The organism is Methylobacterium sp. E-016 (assembly GCF_022829745.1).
GTDB lineage: Bacteria > Pseudomonadota > Alphaproteobacteria > Rhizobiales > Beijerinckiaceae > Methylobacterium.
Genome location: NZ_JAKSYF010000088.1, coordinates 1 through 20,728, shown reverse-complemented (window position 1 = coordinate 20,728; position 20,728 = coordinate 1). Strand labels below are relative to the sequence as shown.

Below are 20,728 nucleotides of genomic sequence, written 5' to 3'. Positions count from 1 at the left end.
GATGCTGACGGACCATCGCCATCAGGAGATCCTGTCGCGCCTCCACGGCACCGGCCGCGTCGGGGTCGCGGAGGCGGCCGCCTTCCTGAAGGTGTCCGAGGAGACCATCCGGCGCGACCTCAAGCTGATGGAGACGCGTGGGCTGCTCCGGCGCATCCACGGCGGCGCCGTGGCGCCGCGCCTCGACCAGGACCGGCCGCTTATCGAGCGCGGCAAGACCAACCCGCGCGAGAAGGCGCGGGTCGCCGCGATCGCCGAGGGGCTGGTGCACGACGGCATGTCGATCTTCATCGACACCGGCACGACGACGCTGGCGCTGGCGCGGCGGCTGATCCAGCGCAATCTCACGCTGACCACGAACTCGATCGACGTCGCCCTGCTGCTCGGTGGCGGGCCGTCGCGGGTCAACCTGACGCCGGGCACGCTCCGCCCCAAGGACAACGCGCTCGTTGGTTACGAGACGGTCGCCTACGCCCGGCGCTACTTCTTCGACATCGTCTTCATGGGCATCTCGGCCTGCGACCTCGACCGCGGTTGGATGGACTACGAGGAGCACGAGTCGGTGCTGCGGCGGACGCTGCGGGGACAGGCCCGGCGCTCGGTGATCCTGGCCGATTCCCACAAGTTCGGGCTGCAGGCCAACCTCTGCACCTTCGACCTGTCCGACCCGCTTAGCGTGGTCACCGACCGCGCGCCGCCCGCCGCCTTCCTGGATCGCTTCACGCGTCATGACATCGATCTTATCGCCGGTTGATCCCGGCCTGCACGACCTGTTCGACCGCTTCTCGGCGTGCGGCGCCACCGCGGGCGGCGGCGTTCACCGGCTCTGCGGCAGCGCGGAAGACGGTGAGGCGCGCGACGTGTTCGCGGCGATCGTCCGCGATCTCGGGGGCGCGATGCGCACCGATGCGGTCGGGAACCAGTTCGGGCTGTTTGCGCTCGCTGGCCGACCCGACGCCCCGCTGGTGATGCTGGGCTCGCACCTCGACAGCCAACCCCAGGGTGGTCGTTTCGATGGCGCGCTCGGCGTGGCGATCGCCCTGCGGGTGGCCGCCACCCTCCTGCGGGCCGAGGCGGCAGGCGCCACGTCCGATGCCGATCTCTGCGTCGCGAACTGGACCAACGAGGAGGGTGCCCGCTTCCGGCCGAGCCTGCTCGGCAGCGGCAGCTATGTCGGCCATCACCGTCCCGAGGACGCGCTGGCGATCCGCGACGACGACGGCGTGACGCTGGGCGAAGCCCTGAGGGCGATCGGCCATCGCGGCATCGATCCGGCACCTCCGCTCCCGGCCTGCTACCTCGAACTCCATGTTGAGCAGGGCAGGGTGCTCACCGAGGCCGGCGCGACCATCGGCATCGTCGCCCGCAATTGGGGGGCGATTAAGATCGACGCGGTCTTCACCGGCGCGCAGGCCCATACCGGGCCGTGCCCGATGCCGTTGCGTCGCGACGCCCTGCTGGCGGGGGCCTACGCCATCGCAGAGGTGCGCGCCATCGCCGATCGTTGGCCGGGCCGCGTGCACACGTCGGTCAGCCGCATCCGGGTCGCGCCGAACTCCGCCAACGTCGTCCCGTCCCGCGTCGAACTCTCGGTGGAGATCCGTTCCGCCGACGATGCCATCCTCAACCAAGCCGGTGCGCTCGCGGACGAGGCGCTCCGCGCGGCGGCCGAGCGCGCCCGCACCGACCTCGCGATCCTCGCCCGCGTCGAGCGCCCGATCCGCCCGCTCCCCGGAGCGATGCGCGATCTCATGGCCCTCGCCGCCGAAGAGACCGGGCACCGGGCGATCCCGATGGACACGGTGGCCGGTCACGATGCCCTCAGCCTGCTCGGCGCCTGCCCGATCGGCCTCGTCTTCGTGCCCAGCGTCGATGGCATCGCCCACGACGCCGCCGAGATGACCCTGGATTCCGACATGCAGGCCGGTCTTGCCGTGATGCTGCGCGCGACCGAGCGCCTCTGCCGCGCCGGCGGATCGCCCGAGCGTGCGATCCGGGGCGATGCGCGATGAAGGCGGTCGGACATCCCGAGACGCCGTTCGAGCATCGCGTCGAGGCGTCGCTTGCCCGCATCCCCGAATGGCGGGGCCGGCCGCTCCGCTACGCGCTGGCCGCCGCGCCCGTGGCCTCACCGAGCCACCGTGCGACGGCCTCGGATTGCGTACTGGTCGCCGTTGAGGGCGAGGCGGATGTCTTCCTCAAGATTCGCCACGCCGACATGGCCGACGATGTCACCGCGGTCGCGGTGCGGGCGGCCGAGCGCGCCGGCGCCTTGGGCCTCGGACCGGCCGTGCGGATCGTCGGGGAGGGCATCCTCGGCCTGGACTTGCTCCCCGATCCCTGGCGCTACGCCCGCGTCGGCGACCTGCAAGATGCGGACACGTTGGCCTCGGTGCTGGCGGCGCTGCGCCGGCTTCAGGGGGAGGCTCCCTTCGGCCATCGCTTCTGCCCCTTCGCCCGGATCGCGGCATTGGCCCGCGAGGCGGAGGCCGTCGGCGCGCCGCTTCCAGATGGGACCGGAGAGCTGATCGCGGCGAGCGGTCTCATCGGCGAGGCAATGCAGGCATCCGGCATCGGCCTCGCACCCTGCCGCAACGACGGCGTCGCCTCCAACATCATGCTTGCCGGCGCGGATATCCACCTCGTCGACTTCGACCTCGCGGGCGATGCCGATCCCTGGTTCGAGGTCGGCGCGCTGATCAACGAGGTCTGCCGCTTCGAGGACGGCCGCCGCGCGGCGATCGAGGCCTATGCCGGCACCTGCGACCCGCGCCTGTTCGCCCGCTGCCGACTCTATGGCGCCGTCGACGACGTGATGTGGGGTCTGTGGGGCATCGTGCGCGCGGTGACAGCCCCACGCGGCGGCATCGAGTTCTTCAAGTACGGCCAGTGGCGGCTGTTTCACGCCCGCACGACGACCGGGGCCTGGGATTTCGAAGCTTGGCTCCGCGGGCTCTAACACGACGCCACGAGGGGAGGACGACGATGTGGAAGGCCCTGGGCGACGGGCTGAGCGCGGCCGAGCGCGATCTCGAGGCGATCCTCGCGCGTGTACCGCGCTGGCAAGGCGCCGCACTTCGCTATCGCCCGGTCTCCGGCGGGATCAGCAATGCGAACTGGCAGGTCTCGTCCGGCGCCGCGCAGGACTTCTTCGTGAAGGTGCCGGGGCGCGGGACCGAGATGTTCATCACCCGAACGGTGGCCGTCGAGGCGAGCCGGAAGGCCCATGCGAGCGGCGTCGGCGCCGAGGTGGTCGACTTCCTGCCCGACCCCGGCGTCGAGATCTTCGCCTTCCTCGAGGGCTTTCGCGCCACCTCGAACCTCGACTTCCTGCGGCCGGCCGTCCGCGGAAACACGGTGCGGGCGCTGAAGACCTTCAACGATTCCGGCCCCTTGAGCCTGACCAAGACCGTGTTCGATATGATCGACGAACACGTCGCGCAGGTCGCCGAGGTCGGTGGGCGCCAGCCCGAGGACGCCCCGTTCCTGATGCGGCGCTACGGCGAGGCGAAGGCGGCGCTTCTGGCGTCCGGCCTCGACCTCGTGCCGTGCATGAATGACACGCTCGCCGGCAACTTCCTCATCGACCAGCATGACCAGGTCATGCTGGTCGACTTCGAATACGCCTCGAACAACGAGCGCGCTTACGAACTCGCCCTGTGGTTCGACGAGATGGCGTTCTCGGACGGCGTCGAGCGCGAGATGATTGAAGTCTATTTCGGGCGCTGGGACCCGGTGATCGCCACGCGTATCCAGGTGCTGAAGGCGCTGGCCGACCTGAAGTGGTCGACCTGGGCGATGATCCAGGAAACGGTCTCGCTGCTCGATTTCGACTTCTACAAGTACGGCACTTGGAAGCTTATGCGCGCCCGCACCCTGTTCCACCATCCGGACTGGCTGCGCTGGCTGAAGCGTCTGTGATCGGCGCCCCGCACGGGGACTGGCGCCGTGCGGGGCGCCGCTCGGATCACGCGGTAAAGGCGAAGCGCACGGAAGGACCAGCCCGGCGAGACCGCTCCTGATGCGAGGTCGAAGGAGGCTAGGTGCCTCGGACAATGGATCCGGCCCGCCGCGCAGCGTCCGAGCGACAAGTCGGCGCCTTCGTGAGGGCAGGCCCGCTCCGCCGCGACGAGCCTTTCGCCGTCCCGCATGAGGATCAGATGTCGCCCTCTCACGAGGATCGGTATCGGTGCGGCCTCATCGCTAAGGTGGAGAGGACTGAGGTGCATCCGCACGGGCCGTTCCGGGTCAGCCACCGAGGTAGGCGTCGCGAACATGCGGATTGGCGATCAGGTCGCCCGTTCCGTCGTTTACGTCCGTCGCCTCAATCCCGGTATGCCGGCTCCTCGCGATCCAGGGTCCTTCGGATCGCGGCAAGGTGCAGACGGGCAGATTCGGGATCGCCGGCGCGCATCTGGCGGTACGCAGCTTCGGCGATCGCGGGTTCCACGGGGAGGACTTGCCGCCCGGTGGAGAGGGCCAGGGTCTGCACCTCGGCCGCCCGTTCGAGATAGTAGAGGTCGTCCCAGACCTCGGCGATGGTGGGTCCCAAGACCATCACCCCGTGATGCTTCATGAAGACGATGTCGGCCTCGCCCACGGCGTCGGCGATGCGGTCGCCCTCTCGGGTGTCGAGAGCGAGCCCGTTGTAGTGGCGGTCGACCGCGGTGCGGCCGTAGAACTTGAGCGCGGTCTGGCCGGCGAAGATCAGCGGCTCGCCCTCCGTCATCGAGAGGGCGGTGGCGTAGGGCATATGCGTGTGGAAGGCGACGCGCGCCCGCGGGATGCGAGCGTGGATCCGGGCGTGGATGAAGAACGCCGTCGCCTCGGGCTGCCCCTCGCCCGCGACGACGGTGCCGTGGAAATCGCAGACCAGGAGCTTGGACGCGGTCATCTCCGAGAAGGCGTAGCCGTAGGGATTGACGAGGAAGAGATCGTCGTAACCCGGCACCAGGGCGGAGAAATGGTTGCAGATGCCCTCCTCGAGCCCATGACGGGCCGCCATGCGGAAGCAGGCGGCCAGGTCGGCCCTGGCCTCGCGGATCTCGGGGCGGTCAAGATCGGGCTGGTTCGCCCCGTGGCCCGCGACGGGACCGTTGGTGCCAGAAGACAGTGCGTGGGCCATTGCGTCGTCTCCATTCGGGTTCGCCGGCGCGTGGTGGATCGGGGGAACCCGGCAGCGTGGCGTTTCGGGGCGTCGACTGTAGGCTGCGGGGCAGGCGGCACCGTCATGCCAGGGTCCCGAACAAGGCGGCCAGGCGCGTCTCGGCTTCCGTGAGATCGATACCCCGGGCGGCGAGCCAGCCGTCGTCGTAGAGCGTCGAGCGATAGCGCTCCCCGGAATCGCAGAGCAAAGTGACGACCGATCCGGTTTCGCCGCGCGCGCGCATCTCCTCGACGAGATGCAGGCAAGCCCAAACGTTCGTGCCCGTTGAGCCGCCGCAGGGTCGGCCGAGGCGGGCACTCGTCATCCGGGCCGCGGCGATGCTGGCCGCGTCGGGCACCGCGATCATGCGGTCGATCAGGTCAGGGATGAAGGACGGCTCGACCCGCGCCCGGCCGACGCCCTCGATGACGCTGCCGCAGGCGGGAACGCCCTGGACCGTCCGGTCGGCGTGATGGCGGTGAAACACCGAGCCGTCCGGGTCAGCGACGCACAGGCGCGTCGGGTAGGTGCGGTAGCGGATGTACCGGCCGAGGGTCGCGGACGTACCGCCGGTGCCGGCGCCGCAGACGATCCAGGCCGGGACCGGGGCGTCCTCCAGGGCCATCTGCGCGAAGATCGATTCGGCGATGTTGTTGTTGCCGCGCCAGTCCGTCGCCCGTTCGGCGAAGGTGAACTGGTCCATGTAATGGCCGCCGATCTCGCCGGCGAGCGATTGGGCAGCGTCACTGACGTTCCCGCCGTCGATGAGGTGTGGTTCTCCGCCGTGGAAGGCGATCGTGGCGACCTTCTCGGCCGAGGTCGAGCGCGGCATTACCGCGAAGAAGCGCAGCCCGAGCAGACGTGCGAAATACGCTTCCGAGATGGCCGTCGAGCCGCTGGAGGACTCGACGATCGTCGTCTCGGGGCCGATCCAGCCGTTGCACAGGGCGTAGAGGAACAGCGAGCGGGCGAGGCGGTGCTTCAGGCTGCCGGTGGGATGGCTCGACTCGTCCTTGAGATAGAGCTCGATCCCGGGGGCGTGCGGAAGGGGCAGCCGGATCAGGTGCGTGTCCGCCGAGCGGTTGATGTCGGCCTCGATCCGCCGGATCGCCTGGGAGACCCAGGGTCGGTCCCTATCGGTCGGACGGCTCATGAGCCGGTCGCATCAGAGCCGCGCAGATCCGCCTTGCGCAGATCCGCCTCGGCCTGCGAGAGGAGCGCCTTGCGGTCGATCTTGCCCGTCGCGGCGAGGGGCATACCCTGGAGGAACCAGACCCGGCGCGGGTGCTGGTAGGCTGGGGCGTGGGCGAGCACGTGGCTCTTGACCTCCGCCTCGGTGACGGCCGCGCCCGGGCGGCGCACCACGAAGGCGACGGGCTTCGTCCCCTTGATTGCGTCCTCCACCGGCACGACGCAGGCCTGGAGCACGTCCGGATGCGTCTCGATCACCGTCTCGACCTCCCCGGGGAAGATGTTTTCGCCGCCCGAGACGAACATGTCGTCGGCACGGCCGACGAAGAAGTAGAATCCGTCCGCATCGCGGCGGAACACGTCGCCGGTGTCGTAGTAGCCGTCGGACGTGATCGGGGAAGGGGTGTCCGGGCGGTGGTGGTAGCCGAGCATGATCGCCGGACTCTTTAACTGCAGCACGCCGAGGTTCGGCGCCTCCGGCCCGACCAGGCGGACGGGCACCTGGGGATGCGGGTGGCCGACCGAGCCGACCGGGATGGGAAGGCCCGAGGGATGGCCGGAAAAGACGATCGGACCGCCCTCGGTCGTGCCGTAGGCGTTGATGATCCGGGCGTTCGGAAGCAGCGTCCGGGTCTGGTCCATGAGGGTCTCGTTCACCGGCGCAGAGCCCATGCGCAGGGTGCGGACCCCCGAGAGGTCGGCTTCGGCCAGGGCGCCCGCCTCGCGCAGCATCATCGCGATCATCGGCGGCACGGCGGTGAGCCAGGTGCAGCCGTATCGCCCGACCGCCGCGATGTAGCGCTTCGCGTCGAATTGCGGGAGCAGCACCGCGCTCGATCCCGAGGCGCAGACCAGGAGCGCAAGGGCCAGCGCGTTCATGTGGTAGAGCGGTGCGGCGATGAGCAGGCGCTCAGCGCGGAGGTCCGCCTCCGCCATTCGCGTGCGCACCACCCAGAGGTGGGCGGCATGGCCCAACATCACCCCCTTGGGCCGCCCCGTCGACCCCGAGGTATAGAGGCAGAGCGCCGCCTCGTCGGCCCACGGCCGAACAGCCTCGAACGCGCCGGGGTCGAGCCAGGATGCCAGCCCATCCGGACCGTCGCGGTCGAAGACGGCGATGGGGACGGCACCCGTGAAGGCCGCGTGCCGGGCGGCGTCGCAGACGACGAGGCGGGCGCCGCAATCGGCGATCACCCACGCCACCGTCGACGCGGGAAACTTGTGATTTACCGGTGTGGGCACGATCCCGGCCCGCATGGCTCCAAGGACGAGGGCGACAGTCTCGGGCCGGTTCGCCGCGAGGATCGCGATCCGGTCGCCGCGCGCGAGTCCCCCGCGCAGGAGACCGCGGGCGAACGCGTCGGCCATCGCGTCGAGGCCGGCGCGGGTCATCACGGTCTCGCGCGCCTCGCCGTCGAACCCGATGAAGACCGGCCGGTCCGGATCGCCGGAGCGGTCGACGAGGGCGCCGAGGTTGTCGATCGCGTCGGCGCGGCTCATCATGAACTCCGGCAGGTCACGAGAAGGTCGAGGGCGGCGAGCGTCAGGGTTGCGCGGGCGGCGTCGTGGCGAAGCCACAGGGCCCCCGGCAGGGCACGGGCCCGGTGCTCGATCTCCTCCAGGGTATCGAAGCGCAACCCCAGTTCGAAGAAGCGCGGCGCGCCGCCGGCGACGACGTGGAGGTGGAAGTCCCCGAGCCGGATGGACCACCCGTCGGCATCGGGCTGCGCGAGCGCGTTGCAGGCGGCCGCGTAGCGGACGGCCTCCGCCTCGGGATCGCGGCTCGTGACGACGACCCGATCGATCCAGTTGAAGCCGTTGGGGTGGGCGAACCATTCCGGTCGCCAGACGAGGTCCGGCGTCAGGTGCTCGCAATAGTAGATCCGGCCCGCCGGGAAGAGGTGGGCGGGAAACCGAACGGTGCGGAAGCGCGCCTCTTCGGTCCGCCCGGCGACGGTAACCGGGCGGGAGAACGTCGCCGGCGTTTCGACAGGCAGCCCGGTCCGGCTCAGCCGCGCGAAGCTCGCGTCCGCATCGCCGCTGGCGATGACGAGGCCGTTCAGGCCGAAGGGCGAGTCGAGTACGTCGCGGCGTTGGAGACCGAGTTCCGGCACACCGACCAGCTCGAGATATGGCCCCCGCGTCATCATCAGGTGGTTGATCGATCCGAGCGAGTGATGCCCGCGCGGCGTCAGCCGGAAGCCGAGCGCCGTGAAGGTCTCCGCGGCGGCGTCCATGTCGCGCATCGCGTTGACGACGACATGGTCCAGTCCGTCATAGGCGGATCGGCTCGCGGGGCGGCTCATGCCGTCCGTCCCCTAGAAAGCGCGATCCCTTCGCCGGCGCCGGTCGGCGCGATCACTTCGCCGGTGCCGTCATGTAGACGCCGCGCCCGCTGGCTAGCAGGCGGCCCTCGGCGTCGAGGATCTGCGCCTCGGCGACCGAGATCTGGCCGCCGAACTTCACGACCTTGCCAAGGCAGCGCAGGTTCCCCTGCATCGCCGCCCGATGGTAGTCGACGCGCAGGTCCACCGTCGGTACGCCGCGTCCGGTCTTCGACACCAGCGCCCAGTCGGCCGTGAGGTCGACCAGCGTCGCGAGGATGCCGCCGTGCGTGTAGCCCTTCTCGGCGTTGACGACCCATTCCGGACGCCACGTGGCCGCGAGTTCGATCGTGCCCTCGCCGACGGCCACGACGCCGAGGCCGAGCCACTGGTGGAACGGCCCGCGCAGAAGCAGCGCCTCGACCTGTTCCTTGGTGAGTGAGGTGTCCGACATGCTGTTGATCCGGTCCTAAGGAGCGACGACGATCTTGCCCATGACCTCGCGGTCCTGGATCATGCGAAGGCCCTCGGCGGCCTCTTCGAGGGAGAGCACCTTGTCGACGACCGGCTTGAGCGTGCCGGCCTGGATCATGTCCATCAACGCCGAGAGGTCGTCGTCGTAGAAGCTGTTGGACCCGACGATCTTGAGTTCGAAGCTCCAGACGTAGCGGAGATCCTCCTTCGGATCGTGGCCGGCGGTGGCGCCGCAGACCAGCAGGGTCCCGCCTCGCTTCAGGCACTTCAGCGACGGCACCCAGGTGTCGCCGCCGGTGAAGTTGATGACCACGTCCACGCCGCCCTCGTAGGTGCGCCGCTGGGGCTTGCCGTAGGTCTGGATCGCCCATTTCGAGAAGTCGGTCTCGCGGTAGTTGACGACGTGGTCGGCGCCGAGTTCGGTCAGGCGCGCCATCTTGTCGGCGCTGCCGGCGCAGGCGATCACCTCGGCGCCAAGTTGCTTGGCCAGCATCACGCATCCGGTGCCGACGCCGCCGCTGGCGCCGAGGATCAGGACCCGGTCGCCCGCCTTGACCGTCTTGTGGGTGATCAGCATCCGGTGCGCGGTGCCGTAGGCCACCGGCAGGGACGCCGCGTCGGCGTAGCTCACGTCCGGGGGCATCGCGATCAGTTGGTCGGCGGAGACGCGGCAGTATTCAGCCATGCCGCCGTCCATCATCTCGCCCATCAGGCCCTTGGCCTTGTTGAGCGGGTTGACGAGGACGCGGTCGCCCGCCTTCCAGTTCGCGACGCCCTCGCCGAGTTCGACAACCTGCCCGGCCATGTCGAGGCCGATCACCACCGGAAACGGTACCTTGATGCCGGGCATGCCCTTCACGGTGAAGACGTCGTGGTAGTTGAACGACGAGGCGCCGACCCGGATCACGACTTCGCCGGGGCCGGCCTTCGGCTTCGGGTGGTCGTGGACGACGGCGAGGTCGCTGATCTCGCCATGCTGGCGAAGCACGAGGGCCTTCATCGTCTCGGACATGCTGTCTCCTCCGGTTGATCGTTGAATGGCGCGGGCGGTCACCGGATCGCCTTCGACGCCTCGTAGGGGCCGGTCACCAGCGCGGCGTCGGGCAGGTCGCCCTTGACGACGCCGACGGCCTTGAACACCGCGAACTCGTTCTTCAGGGAGGCGACGTCGGCCGGCTCCATGCTGACGGTGTAGATGTGATCCCAGAGGGCGGCGTAGGCCTTCGCGTCGGCTTCGCCGAGGTTGGCCGCCGCCATGAGCGCCTGTGCAACCGCGGCCTTGTCACCCTTGCCGAACTCGTAGGCCTTGCGCATGGCGGCGACGACCTTGGCGGCCCCCGCGGGGTTGGCCTTGAGCCAGTCGTTGCGCATCAGCCCGACGCCGAGGACGGGCGGCGCGTCCTGCCTGGTGATCGCCTTCCACTCGGCGCGGAAGGAGCCGAGCTTGCGCAGCTTGGCATCGGGCAGCAGGGCCAGGGTGACCGTGCGCAGGGCGGCCGCGTCGATGTCCTTCTGCGCCAGGAATTGCGCCAGCCGCGGATCGTTGCCCGGCACGCTTTCGTAGTCCGAGGGCTTGATGCCGTAATTCGTCTCCAGGATCGCGGAGGTGATCGCCGCGGTGGCGCTGCCCGAGGGCGAGGTCCCGATCTTCTTGCCCTTCAGGTCGGCCATCGTCCGGATCGGCGAGGCTTCCGGGACGACGAAGTCGAGGTCGGCCACCTGGGTCGCCAGCACGATGCTGAGGGGGAGGCCGTCGGAGGCGACGCTGAAGGACGTTCCCGCGCTGGCAGCGATGGCGAAATCGATCGCGCCCGCGGCCATGGCCTTGGTCGGCGCGTTCACGTCCGGGAACTTGAGGTACTCGACGGTGAGCCCTTCCTTCTCCATGAACTTGCCGGCTTCGAGGACGGCCCCGAAGCCGAGGCTCACCCCGGAACTCCAGTAGCCGATCCGCACGGTCTCGGCGCGTGCGGGGCATGGTGCGGCGGCAAGGCTCGCGAGGGCTGCGGCGACCAGGCCGACGCGTTTCATCACGGTCATCGAGGCACGTCTCCAAAGGTCGTGGTCGTCGCGGTCGAAGGCACCGAGGGGGCGGTGGCGAAGGGCGATGGTCATGTCTGCGCGGTCCGCTTCCAGGCGAAGAGACGCCGCTCCAGGGGCTTCAGCACGAGGGATTCAAGCCCGATCATCAGCGTGACTAGGGTGAGCGTCCACGCGAAGACCTGATCGGTCTGGACGAGGTCGGCGGCCTGCCGCAGGCGGTAGCCGATGCCGCTGCTGGCCCCGAGGGACTCGGCCACCAGGCTGACGCGTGCGCCGAACCCGAAGGCGAGGCGTGCGCCCGAGAAGAACGACGGCAGGATCGTCGGGAGATAGACCTTGAAGAGCACTTTCCACCGCGGCATGCGGAAGGTGCGCGCGAGTTCGAGGTAGTCGGCGTTCACCGTCCGCGTGCCCTGCCAGACGTTGGTCAGGATCAGCGGCATCGCGGTCATGAACACCACGAAGATCGTGGTCCAGTTCGACAGCCCGAACCAGATCAGCGCGAAGATCGCCCAGATGGTCGAGGAAACCGTGTTCACAACCGTCAGGACCGGTTCGAAGAACGCGCCCAGCGCCCGGCTCGCACCGAGCAGCAGTCCGAGCGGAAGCCCGACCAAAGCGGCCAGCGCGAAGCCGGATGCGACGCGGCCGAAGGTGATGCCGAGGTCGGTGGCAAAGCTCTTCGAGGCGACGAGCGCGCACCACGCGCCCCAGACTCGGGCGGGGCTCGGCAGGACGAAGCTCGGCGCGTGCAGTGATGCCGCCTGCCAGGCGGCCAGCCCAAGAGCGATCAGGCCGAAGCGCATCGCGACGAGGCGCAGGCGACGCGATCTGGTCGCGGCGCGGCGCGTCGCGCGGAGGGATGGCGGCGTGCGCAAGGGTGGGGGCGTCCGCTCTAGCATGACGCGGGACTCAAGCCTGCGAGGGCGAGGCGCAGGCCGCGCACCGCCTCGGCGACGTCCGGCGCCAGCGGGTTGCGCGGATAGGGCAGATCGATCGCACGCGCCTCGCCGACGCGCCCGGGACGCGGATGCAAGACGACGACGTGGTCGGCGAGGACGATCGCCTCCTCGACGTCGTGGGTGACGAAGATCAGCGTCATCTTCCGCAGGCTCGCGATGCGCAGGACCTCGGCATGCATCTGCGCCCGGATCGACGGGTCGAGCTTGGAGAACGGCTCGTCCATCAGGAGGATCGCCGGCTCGGTTACGAGGCTGCGCGCGAGGGCGACGCGGCTGCGCATGCCGCCGGACAACTCGTGCGGATAGACGTCCTCAAAGCCGGCGAGCCCGACGAGGGCCAACGTCTCGCGGGCGCGCCGGCGCCGCTCCGTCGCGGGAAGGCTCTCAGCCTCGAGCCCGAACGCGACGTTCTGGGCCGCCGTGCGCCAGGGCAGCAGCCGATCCTCCTGGAACATGTAGGTCATCGAGTGCCAGTTCCGGAATTCGGCGGACGGCACATCGTCGAGAAGCACGGTTCCGCTGTCGGGCGGGATCAGTCCGGCGATGATGTTCAGGAGGGTACTCTTGCCGCATCCTGAGGCTCCGAGCAGCGCGACGATCGCCCTCGCCGGCACCTCGATGTCGATGTTCTGCAGAACATGGAGTGGCTCGCCCTCGCGCCGGTCGAACCATTTGTTCACGCCCCTGATTGAAACGACGCTCATGCGGAGCCGTCGCCGCTCTGGAGCGCCGCATCGATCGGCACGAGGGCGGCGGTATCACGAAGGCTCTGGACGACCTTTTGCATCGTCATCTCGCGGAACGTCTCGACGTGACGGCGCGCCACATCTTCTGCTCCGTCGGCATCGCCGGCGACTAGGCATTCGATCATCAGGCTGTGGTCATTCTCGATGTTCGGCCGGACGCCCTGCACGCCGAACCCCAGCGCAACGAGCCGGGTCATCTCGTCGAGGAGGCCCGACAGCGTCCGGCACAGGCGCTGGTTACCGGCCGAGACCGCGATCGCCATGTGGAAGCTGCGGTTGGCTTCGAGGAAGAAGTCGATCTGGTTGCCGACGTCGGTCACGGCACGGTCGCGGCAGGCCCGCTCCAGCCGTTCGAGCTGGGCCCGGTTTACGCGGCCGGCTGCCCCCCGCGCGGCCAGCGGCTCCAGGACAACGCGGAGCGCGAAAACCTCGTCGACATCCCTCACGGTGACGGGGGCCGCCCGGTAGCCCTGCCGCGGCATCGAAGCGACGAAGCCCTCCTGGATCAGCCGTTGCAGCGCAATCCGGCAACTCGCCTTGCCGAGTTCGTAACGCTCCATCACTTCGGCCTCGGTGAAGCGCATGCCCGGCAGGATCCGGCACGAGACGATCGCGCGGCGCAGAACGTCGTAGGCTTGGTTCCCGCGCAGGGTCGCCGGGGGCACCGTCAGGACGTCCGGTTGGCGCGGGAAGGCTCCGTCCTCAGACTTGCGCGGCATCTTCACCACCTCACGGCAGCCTCGTGATCAGCGCACGAGACCCAGCCAACGTAGCCAGGCTTTCAGAGAAGCGCCAACAAAATTGATGAGCATCAGTGGTTTAGCATAAAATATCCCCTTGCCGCCCATATCGTGAGCAGCTTACGACTGCTTCGTGACCTGTTCTTGGAATTTTCCCCTCGACCATCACGCGAACGCCCCGTCGATCCATCGCGGGCCCGTCAAAGGTCCAGGGTCACGCCGACGCGGGCGCGCGAGACACACGGGGTCATCCGATCCTGGCGTTTCCCGATCGGGAGCACCGCATCGCGGTGGATCACCGTGCCGTCGCGGTAGCCGCATTCGCAGGCGCCGCAGACACCGAGTTCGCACGAGGAGGGCAGGGAGAAACCGTGTTCGCGCAGCACATCGAGGAGCGAACGGTCCGCCGGCACGTGGAGTACAGCGCCGGTGGAGGCGATCCGCGCGCCGAATGGTTCCGGCTTGAAGTTTTCGTCTGAGACGGCGGCGAAGTGCTCGACATGGACTTGCTCGGGCGGCCAGCCATTTGCGGCGAGCGCCGCCTGCACGGCGTCAGTGAGGCGGCGAGGACCGCAAGCGTAGACATGGGTGTTCGCGTCGGGGCCGCGCAGGAGCGCCGGATGGAAGCGCCGGCCTTCCTCGGAGAACCAGTCGTGCAGGCGCGGCCCGCAGACAGTTCGCAGGTCTGCCAGAAGCGGCGCATGAATCATGGAGCGCGCGCAAAGATGGAGCTCAAAATCGGCACCGTGAGCCGACAGCGTGCGTGCCATGGCGAGGAGCGGCGTCGCGCCGATGCCGCCCGCCACCAGGACATGCCGCTGTGCGCCCGTCGCCAGGGGAAAGTTGTTGCGCGGCGCCGAGACGTCCGCAACAGCCCCGGGCGCGAGGTTGCCGTGCACCCAGGCCGAGCCGCCGCGCCCCGGCGTCTCGTGCTTGACCGCGATCTCGTAGCGGCCGCGATCGGCCGGGTCGCCGCACAGCGAGTATTGGCGCACGCGCCCGTCGGGGAGACGCAGGTCGACGTGGGCGCCCGCCGTCCAGGCCGGGAGTTCCGGCCGGCGCGGATGAACCAGGGTGAGGTGCAACACGTCCGGCGTAGTCGCGACGGCCGCCGCGACCTGCAGCTTCATGACGAGGCGCGCGTTCACGGCCTAGTCCAGCATTTCGATGGGATCGCCGGGGCGCAGGACGCCGCCGCGCTCGACCCCGCAATTGAGCCCGGAGCGGTTGTAGAGCGGCAGGTAGACCGGCAGGCCGAGCAACTCCTCCAGATACTTGCACGGGAAGTTCAGCCGCCCGCCGCGCAGAATCACCTCACCCACCCGGAAGCGACGGCCGACGAGGTGATTGAGCGGCACCCCGCGCACGGTCAGGTTCCGACGGTGGTCGATGGGCGCGATCTGTAGCGGCCCGGCTTGCAGCGGCGGGTCATTGCGGTTGATCGCGTCCAGCGCTTCCTGCTCGATCAGCGTCACCTCACGGGTGTCGGGCTTGGGCGAGTAGGTGCCGGAGCCGAGATAGTAGCGGTCGCCCTCGATGCCGCGGCCAGCGACGCACCGCGCCTCGGCGAGTTCCTCCATCTCGTAGCTTGCCGCCGAGGCGATGTGGATGGCGAGCAGCGTGCCCCGCCAGCCGACCGCGCCGCCGGGCACGCCGACGGCGATCGAACCGGCTGGATGGGCGAAGGCCTCGACCATGCGCGGGGGTGACAAATCGGTCATTCGGCGTCCTCCTACCGTGTCGCGAGGGCGATCGCCTCGATCTCGACCAGTGCGTCGCGCGGCAGTCGGGCGACCTCGATCGTGGAGCGGGCTGGGGCGTCGCCCGGGAAATGCTCTGCATAGACCGCGTTCATCGCGGCGAAGTCGTTCATGTCCTTCAGGAACACGGTCGTCTTGGCGATCGTGGCGAGGCTCGCGCCGCCGGCTTCGAGGACCGCCGCGAGGTTGGCGAGCGAACACCGGGTCTGAGCTTCGACGCCCTCGGGGAACGCACCCGTCTCGCGGTCGATCGGAAGCTGGCCGGAGGCGAAGACGAGATCGCCAACCCGGGTCGCTTGGGCGTAGGGACCGGCCGCGGGCGCAGCCTTGTCCGTCTTGATGATCGTCCTGTCCATTCGTCCTCCACGAGGCCGGCTCCGGCGCCAGCCGTCATCCATGATCCTGGAAGAAAATCCACCGATTTGGAAGCCCTTGGCGGACCGGAGAACCCTCGGCGCCGCGGTGATCCGCTGCGGTGGATCCGTCTAATCAATCTGACAGCGCGCCGTCTCGGGCGCCGAGAGTGCCGCCAGCAGCGTCACGCAGGCCAGCACGATCAGGTAGATCGAGATCGGCCAGGTCGCGCCCGAGGCCCAGGTCAGCAGGGCCGCCGCGATGAGCGGCGTGAAGCCGCCGCTGAGCGCCGCCCCGACCTGGAAGCCGAGGGAGGCGCCGCTGTAGCGCAACCGGGCGTCGAACAGTTCCGACATCCAGGCGGCCCCCGTCCCGAACATGATGCCTTGGCCGAAGCTCAGGGCGACCGCGATCGTGAGGGTGATGATCATCGGGTCGCGGGTGTCGAGGAGCTGGAACAGCGGAAAAGCGAAGACGATGGAGAACACGCAGGCGGCCACGAACAGTGGTCGCCGTCCGAAGCGGTCCGAGAGCCATCCGAACGCCGGGATCGTGAAGAGCTCGATAATGGCGGCGATCAGGATTCCGTTGAGGACGACGCCGCGGGGCAGGCCGAGCTTTCCCGTCACGTACGAGATTGAGAATACGGTGACGACGCTGACGTAGGCGATCTCCGACACCTTCAGGCCGACGGCCTTCAGGAAGGTTCGAGGATGCTCCGTCAGGATTTCCATGACTGGGATCTTGGCGAACGCGGCCTGCTGCTTCACGCGCTTGAACGAGGGCGTCTCGTGCAGCCGAAGCCGGATGAAGAGGCCCACGAACACCAAGAACGCGCTTGCCAGGAACGGGAGGCGCCAGCCCCAGGCCAGGAACTCCGCCTCGGGCATGAGGCCCGCCAGCGCGAACGCCCCGATCGAAAGGATGACGCCGAGCGGGTACCCGAGCTGGACGATGCTCCCGAAAAAGCCGCGCCGCTCGGTAGGCACGCTCTCCACCACCATCAGGACCGCGCCGCCCCATTCGCCGCCGATGCCGATGCCCTGGACGAGGCGAAGCGTGACGAGGAGGATCGGAGCCCAGATTCCGATCTGCGCATAGGTTGGCAGGCAGCCGATCAGGAACGTGCCGAGCCCCATGATGATGATCGTTAGGGACAGCATGGCCTTGCGGCCGATCTTGTCGCCGAAATGGCCGAAGACGATCCCGCCGAGGGGGCGGGCGAGGAAGCCCACCGCGTAGGATCCGAAAGCGGCGATCGTGCCGACCACTGGGTCGACGCTCGGGAAGAAGAGCTTGTTGAACACCAGCGCGCTCGCTGTGCCGTAGATCAGGAAGTCGTACCACTCGACCGTGGTGCCGATCACGCTCGACCAGACGATCTGTCGTCGGTCCGCGAGGGACACGTCGCTCCGGTCGGGGCCGAGGCTGGCCTCCATCGCTGTCGCCGCACTGGCCATCGCAAAGCCTCCATCGTATTGGAGATATTTCCAGTCTAGTGGAGGCAAGCGACGTGCCAGATGTTGCAGCGCCGATCGGTCGACGGAACCATGCGGCCCCGGACATCGGTGCCCCTCAAATCTCGCCGCTCGACAGCGGCAGCTTCCTACGGGTGCGGTCGAGTGCAAAAGTCGAGGCGATGATCTAGTCAGCGGTCAAAAGGTGTCCGTACGTCCGGTCCGTCGAGGTTATCGGGCTGATGGGGAACAGGAGACGGCATGTCGGTGAGGGAGACGGTCGCCCCGGCGCAGATCGCGGCGGAGACGGGTTCTCAAATGCACGTCTCGGAGGAGATCCGCCGCCGCCGCCGGGAACTCGACCTGTCGCTGGAGGCGCTCGCGGCGCGATCGGGCGTCAGCCGCTCAATGATCTCCAAGATCGAGCGCGCCGAGGCGGTGCCGTCCACCGTGGTGCTCTCGCGTCTGGCCGAAGCGCTGGGCGTCACCTTCTCGCGCCTGATGGCGCCTGCGACCGATCTCGAGGTGCTGCTCATCCCCGCGCGCCGTCAGCCGGTCCTGCGGGACGAGGAATCCGGCTTCCTGCGGCGCTGCCTGTCGCCGGTCCTGCCGGGGCGGGGCATCGATTTGGTGCTCAACACGCTTCCGCCCGGTGCCGGCACAGGCGAGTTCACCGCTCACCGCCGCGGCGTCTCGGAATACATCTACGTCCTCCGGGGCCGCCTCCGCGCGGTGATCGGCACCCGCACCGTCATTGCCGAGGCCGGCGACAGCCTGTACTTTGAGGCCGATGCCGGACACGCGTTCAGCAATGTTGGAACCGAAGCCTGCGAGTATATTCTGGTGATCGATCCTTCCCGTGTCCGATAGGGTTGACCGGAACGGTTAGACTTTCGGCGCTCGTCTGAATCGGCTCTACGCCCCTAATGTTTCGACGCCGGCGCCGTGACTGCCCGAATTCATGGATTCGAACCGAGCGCCGCCGAGGCGCCCAACTTGTACAGGCCAACCACACATTACAAAGGCCTGAAACGCTCTATCGCCGCCGCATCGTCCATCCGATCGAGCGCGATGAGCGCGGCCACGTACGCATCGAGCCGGCCTCGCCATGCACGTGACCGGCGTCGTGCCGCCGCCGGCCTAGTCTTTGCCGGTGGGGGCGGGGTGGAGCGCATCAAGGACGCGGCCGGAAAAGGAGGCGCCGGGCTCATGCTCCGCGCGCCTGCTCGATGCCCACGGTGGTCATGCGCATGCGCGTCCGGGGCGGTGCAGCCTCTGGTAGGGGGCTGTCATGGTACTCTCTTCATCCTGTATCGCCGGTGCCTCCCGACCGACCAGCTGCAGCGCGGCGAGGTAGTCCGCGGCGCGCGAGCCCTAGGCGGCGGCCGTGGCCAGCGCCCGATGGTCGGCGCGCAGCAGCGGCGCCCAGAAGGCACGATAGGCTGCGTGGTCCGGGTGGGGAGTGCGCGCAAGCCCGAGGTCGGCCAGGACGAAGGCGGCGCCGAGCTCGGCCACCAGCTCCTCGGCAGCGTAGGCGCGGCCGCCGAACCGACCCGTGAGGTCGCGGTCGAGGCGGTGCAGGGCGCCGGTCCAGTGCACGAGTCATGGGCCAGTGTGCCGGCGTAGCCGGTGGGCGTCTAGAAGGCGGCGTGGGGCGGCAGGTGGATCGTGTCAGTGACCGGCACGTAGCAGGCCCGGGTACCGCCCTCGTGGATCACCGCGCCGGTGGTGGCAACAAAGGCGTCGACCCGACCCAACGTGGTCGGGCACGGCCCTGAGCCAGCGCCTTCCGCGGCTTGAGGGAACGAGCTACGCTCCGACCGGCTAAGGGAACGGCATGTTCGATTGGAATGACTTAACCTTCTTTCTGGAACTCGCCCGACACGGCCGGCTCATGCCAGCTGCGCGCCGCCTCAAGGTCGACCATACGACGGTGAGCCGCCGCATCGCCGAGTTGGAGCGCAACCTGGATTCTCGCCTGTTCAACCGTAATTCGGACGGCTTCGCGTTGACCGAGGCCGGCCACAAGCTGTTCGTGATCGCCGAGGCCATCGAGCAGAAGATGGTCTCGGTCCGGGAAGCGCTCGGGCTACGGGATATCGCTCAGCCGATCGGACGTGTCCGTGTCGCGAGCATGGAGGGCATCGCCGCGTTCTATCTCGCGGCCAAGTTCATCGAGCTCGCAGCAGCGGTACCGGACGTCGTCGTCGAGCTCGTAACCGAGCGGCACCTCATCAACCTGACCAAGCGGGAGGCCGACATCTCGGTGTCGTTCGTGCCGCCACAAGGTCAGCGACTCCGTATCAAGAAAGTCGGCGAATTCCGCCTGGCCCTGTTCTCATCGGAGCGTTACCTGCTCGGCCGCGGCCGCCCGGCGACGCGCGCAGAGCTCCAGGACCACGACTTCGTCGACTACGTCGACGATCTGGTTGCCATCAGCCCGGTCCACTGGCTGTTGGAAGTCCTGACACCCTCGAACGTCGTCTTCCGCTCCACCAGCATGGCCGCCCAGCAGACGGCCGTCGCGGCAGGCGCGGGCATCTGCCTGCTGCCGCTGTTCTCGGCCAAGACCAACCCGGCGCTGGTGCCCGTGCTTCCGGATGAGGTGGTGGTGCGCCGCGACCTCTACCTCGGTGTGCACGAAGACATCGAATGCGTCGGCCGGGTTCGTGCGGTCACCCGCTTCCTCACCGACCTGTTCACCGATGAGGCAGCCTATCTGAACGAATTTTGAGCATAGGGCGGCATCACCGCACCGCGCGTTGCGTATTTCCGGCCTTCGCCGGACGGCGGGTCTCTGTTGAAACGGCGGTATCCCTGGAATTGGAGCCGCACGAATGCCCGCCGAATACCCGCAGTTGAAGGCCGCCGCCTGTCACGTCGCGCCGGTCTACCTCGACAGCGCCGGCTCGGCCGAGAAGGCCGTGGCGCTGATCGGCGAAGCGGCTCGCGCGGGTGCGGACCTCATCGTCTTCCCCGAGGGGTACATGCCGGGCTTTCCCCTCTGGGTCGCCCTGCGCGCGCCGATCCACAACCATGACCTTTTCAAGCGACTGGCCGCCCAATCCGTCCGTCTCGACGGGGTGGAGATCGGCGCGGTGCGTGCCGCCGCCCGGCGACACGGCGTCGTCGTCTCCCTCGGGTTCAGCGAGAGCACCGAGGCCAGCGTCGGCTGCCTCTGGAATTCGAACGTGTTGATCGGGCGCGACGGCGCCATCCTCAACCATCACCGCAAGCTGGTCCCGACATTCTACGAGAAGCTCGTCTGGGCGAACGGCGACGCCCGCGGCTTGCGCGTGACTCAGACGCCGGCGGAACGCCCGAACCCCAGGTCGATGCCGCCGGCTGTTTCCCATGCCCCCCATCCTCGGCGCACGGGCCGGGGACGCCCTAGGTGTTTGATCCCGCGGTGTGGTGGTACGGTTGACCACCATGCTGCGAGGGATGCGCTATGGGCCAGGTTCTTCATGGAAGCGCCACCACGACCGAGGCAGTCCGTCGCGCGATCCAGCTACGTGAAGAGAGCGTAAG

At 68.6% G+C, this 20,728-nt stretch carries 23 protein-coding genes and 1 pseudogene; 7 read left to right on the top strand and 17 right to left on the bottom strand.

Annotated elements, in window-relative coordinates:
• The first annotated feature begins 1 nt into the window (after position 1).
• The 4 genes from MKK68_RS11880 to MKK68_RS11865 are packed head-to-tail and all read left to right on the top strand — an operon-like array spanning position 2 to position 3,921.
• Complete coding sequence (locus MKK68_RS11880) at positions 2–754, top strand: DeoR/GlpR family DNA-binding transcription regulator (RefSeq protein ID WP_147726769.1); 753 nt, start codon at positions 2–4, stop codon at positions 752–754.
• A complete protein-coding gene (locus MKK68_RS11875) occupies positions 729–2,012 on the top strand; it encodes a Zn-dependent hydrolase (protein ID WP_147726771.1) in 1,284 nt (427 codons plus the stop codon). The genes MKK68_RS11880 and MKK68_RS11875 overlap by 26 nt, the downstream gene beginning before the upstream one ends.
• On the top strand, positions 2,009–2,959 hold the full coding sequence (locus MKK68_RS11870) for a phosphotransferase family protein (RefSeq protein ID WP_147726773.1): 951 nt from the start codon (positions 2,009–2,011) through the stop codon (positions 2,957–2,959). The genes MKK68_RS11875 and MKK68_RS11870 overlap by 4 nt, the downstream gene beginning before the upstream one ends.
• A gap of 26 nt (positions 2,960–2,985) precedes the next feature.
• On the top strand, positions 2,986–3,921 hold the full coding sequence (locus tag MKK68_RS11865) for a choline kinase family protein (RefSeq protein ID WP_147726775.1): 936 nt from the start codon (positions 2,986–2,988) through the stop codon (positions 3,919–3,921).
• On the opposite strand, the gene MKK68_RS11860 is transcribed toward MKK68_RS11865, so the two are convergent.
• The 15 genes from MKK68_RS11860 to MKK68_RS11790 all read right to left on the bottom strand — a co-directional run bounded on the left by MKK68_RS11860 (position 3,837) and on the right by MKK68_RS11790 (position 17,179).
• Positions 3,837–4,229, bottom strand: coding sequence for a Rieske (2Fe-2S) protein (locus MKK68_RS11860; RefSeq protein WP_147726784.1), 393 nt, complete (start codon positions 4,227–4,229; stop codon positions 3,837–3,839). The genes MKK68_RS11865 and MKK68_RS11860 overlap by 85 nt on opposite strands.
• Before the next feature lie 95 nt (positions 4,230–4,324).
• Positions 4,325–5,125, bottom strand: a complete 801-nt coding sequence (locus MKK68_RS11855) for an aldolase (protein WP_244030438.1) — start codon at positions 5,123–5,125, stop codon at positions 4,325–4,327.
• 103 nt (positions 5,126–5,228) lie between these two features.
• Entirely contained in the window at positions 5,229–6,299 is a 1,071-nt protein-coding gene (locus MKK68_RS11850) for a PLP-dependent cysteine synthase family protein (protein ID WP_147726778.1), read from the bottom strand.
• Positions 6,296–7,840, bottom strand: a complete 1,545-nt coding sequence (locus tag MKK68_RS11845; protein ID WP_210247504.1) for a class I adenylate-forming enzyme family protein — start codon at positions 7,838–7,840, stop codon at positions 6,296–6,298. The genes MKK68_RS11850 and MKK68_RS11845 overlap by 4 nt, the downstream gene beginning before the upstream one ends.
• Positions 7,837–8,643, bottom strand: coding sequence for a VOC family protein (locus MKK68_RS11840; protein ID WP_147726780.1), 807 nt, complete (start codon positions 8,641–8,643; stop codon positions 7,837–7,839). The genes MKK68_RS11845 and MKK68_RS11840 overlap by 4 nt, the downstream gene beginning before the upstream one ends.
• Before the next feature lie 52 nt (positions 8,644–8,695).
• On the bottom strand, positions 8,696–9,115 hold the full coding sequence (locus MKK68_RS11835; RefSeq protein ID WP_147726782.1) for a PaaI family thioesterase: 420 nt from the start codon (positions 9,113–9,115) through the stop codon (positions 8,696–8,698).
• 15 nt (positions 9,116–9,130) lie between these two features.
• Positions 9,131–10,147 carry a zinc-binding dehydrogenase gene (locus MKK68_RS11830; protein WP_243936802.1) on the bottom strand — a complete coding sequence of 339 codons (1,017 nt, stop codon included), beginning with the start codon at positions 10,145–10,147 and terminating at the stop codon, positions 9,131–9,133.
• Positions 10,148–10,185: 38 nt separating this feature from the next.
• A complete protein-coding gene (locus MKK68_RS11825; RefSeq protein ID WP_244030437.1) occupies positions 10,186–11,250 on the bottom strand; it encodes an ABC transporter substrate-binding protein in 1,065 nt (354 codons plus the stop codon).
• On the bottom strand, positions 11,247–12,056 hold the full coding sequence (locus MKK68_RS11820; protein ID WP_243947485.1) for an ABC transporter permease: 810 nt from the start codon (positions 12,054–12,056) through the stop codon (positions 11,247–11,249). Before MKK68_RS11820 ends, MKK68_RS11825 begins: the two co-directional genes overlap by 4 nt.
• A gap of 17 nt (positions 12,057–12,073) precedes the next feature.
• Entirely contained in the window at positions 12,074–12,844 is a 771-nt protein-coding gene (locus tag MKK68_RS11815) for an ABC transporter ATP-binding protein (protein WP_243936807.1), read from the bottom strand.
• Entirely contained in the window at positions 12,841–13,605 is a 765-nt protein-coding gene (locus tag MKK68_RS11810; protein ID WP_147843117.1) for a GntR family transcriptional regulator, read from the bottom strand. The genes MKK68_RS11815 and MKK68_RS11810 overlap by 4 nt, the downstream gene beginning before the upstream one ends.
• Positions 13,606–13,826: 221 nt before the next feature.
• Positions 13,827–14,774, bottom strand: coding sequence for a PDR/VanB family oxidoreductase (locus tag MKK68_RS11805; protein WP_243947487.1), 948 nt, complete (start codon positions 14,772–14,774; stop codon positions 13,827–13,829).
• Positions 14,775–14,777: 3 nt separating this feature from the next.
• The gene (locus tag MKK68_RS11800; RefSeq protein ID WP_243936811.1) at positions 14,778–15,347 is read right to left on the bottom strand and encodes an MOSC domain-containing protein; all 570 of its coding nucleotides are present in this window, start codon (positions 15,345–15,347) and stop codon (positions 14,778–14,780) included.
• Between the two features lie 11 nt (positions 15,348–15,358).
• Entirely contained in the window at positions 15,359–15,742 is a 384-nt protein-coding gene (locus tag MKK68_RS11795; RefSeq protein WP_243936813.1) for a Rid family detoxifying hydrolase, read from the bottom strand.
• Between the two features lie 129 nt (positions 15,743–15,871).
• Positions 15,872–17,179 carry an MFS transporter gene (locus MKK68_RS11790; RefSeq protein WP_244030441.1) on the bottom strand — a complete coding sequence of 436 codons (1,308 nt, stop codon included), beginning with the start codon at positions 17,177–17,179 and terminating at the stop codon, positions 15,872–15,874.
• 279 nt (positions 17,180–17,458) lie between these two features.
• On the opposite strand from MKK68_RS11790, the gene MKK68_RS11785 reads away from it, so the two are divergent.
• Entirely contained in the window at positions 17,459–18,067 is a 609-nt protein-coding gene (locus MKK68_RS11785) for a helix-turn-helix domain-containing protein (protein WP_243947489.1), read from the top strand.
• A 504-nt stretch (positions 18,068–18,571) separates the two neighbouring features.
• On the opposite strand, the gene MKK68_RS29470 is transcribed toward MKK68_RS11785, so the two are convergent.
• Both MKK68_RS29470 and MKK68_RS29465 read right to left on the bottom strand, forming a co-directional pair.
• Positions 18,572–18,796 (bottom strand): zincin-like metallopeptidase domain-containing protein, encoded by a 225-nt coding sequence (locus MKK68_RS29470; RefSeq protein WP_313899226.1) that lies wholly within the window; start codon positions 18,794–18,796, stop codon positions 18,572–18,574.
• Between the two features lie 38 nt (positions 18,797–18,834).
• Positions 18,835–18,954 carry a zincin-like metallopeptidase domain-containing protein gene (locus tag MKK68_RS29465; RefSeq protein ID WP_279605311.1) on the bottom strand — a complete coding sequence of 40 codons (120 nt, stop codon included), beginning with the start codon at positions 18,952–18,954 and terminating at the stop codon, positions 18,835–18,837.
• Positions 18,955–19,034: 80 nt separating this feature from the next.
• Here MKK68_RS29465 and MKK68_RS11775 point away from each other — a divergent pair, with 80 nt between their 5' ends.
• Together MKK68_RS11775 and MKK68_RS11770 are read left to right on the top strand one after the other, a co-directional pair.
• The gene (locus MKK68_RS11775; RefSeq protein ID WP_244030436.1) at positions 19,035–19,931 is read left to right on the top strand and encodes a LysR family transcriptional regulator; all 897 of its coding nucleotides are present in this window, start codon (positions 19,035–19,037) and stop codon (positions 19,929–19,931) included.
• Positions 19,932–20,034: 103 nt separating this feature from the next.
• Positions 20,035–20,517: pseudogene (locus tag MKK68_RS11770) on the top strand (nitrilase-related carbon-nitrogen hydrolase); the annotation flags it as partial.
• Between the last annotated feature and the right edge of the window lie 211 nt (positions 20,518–20,728).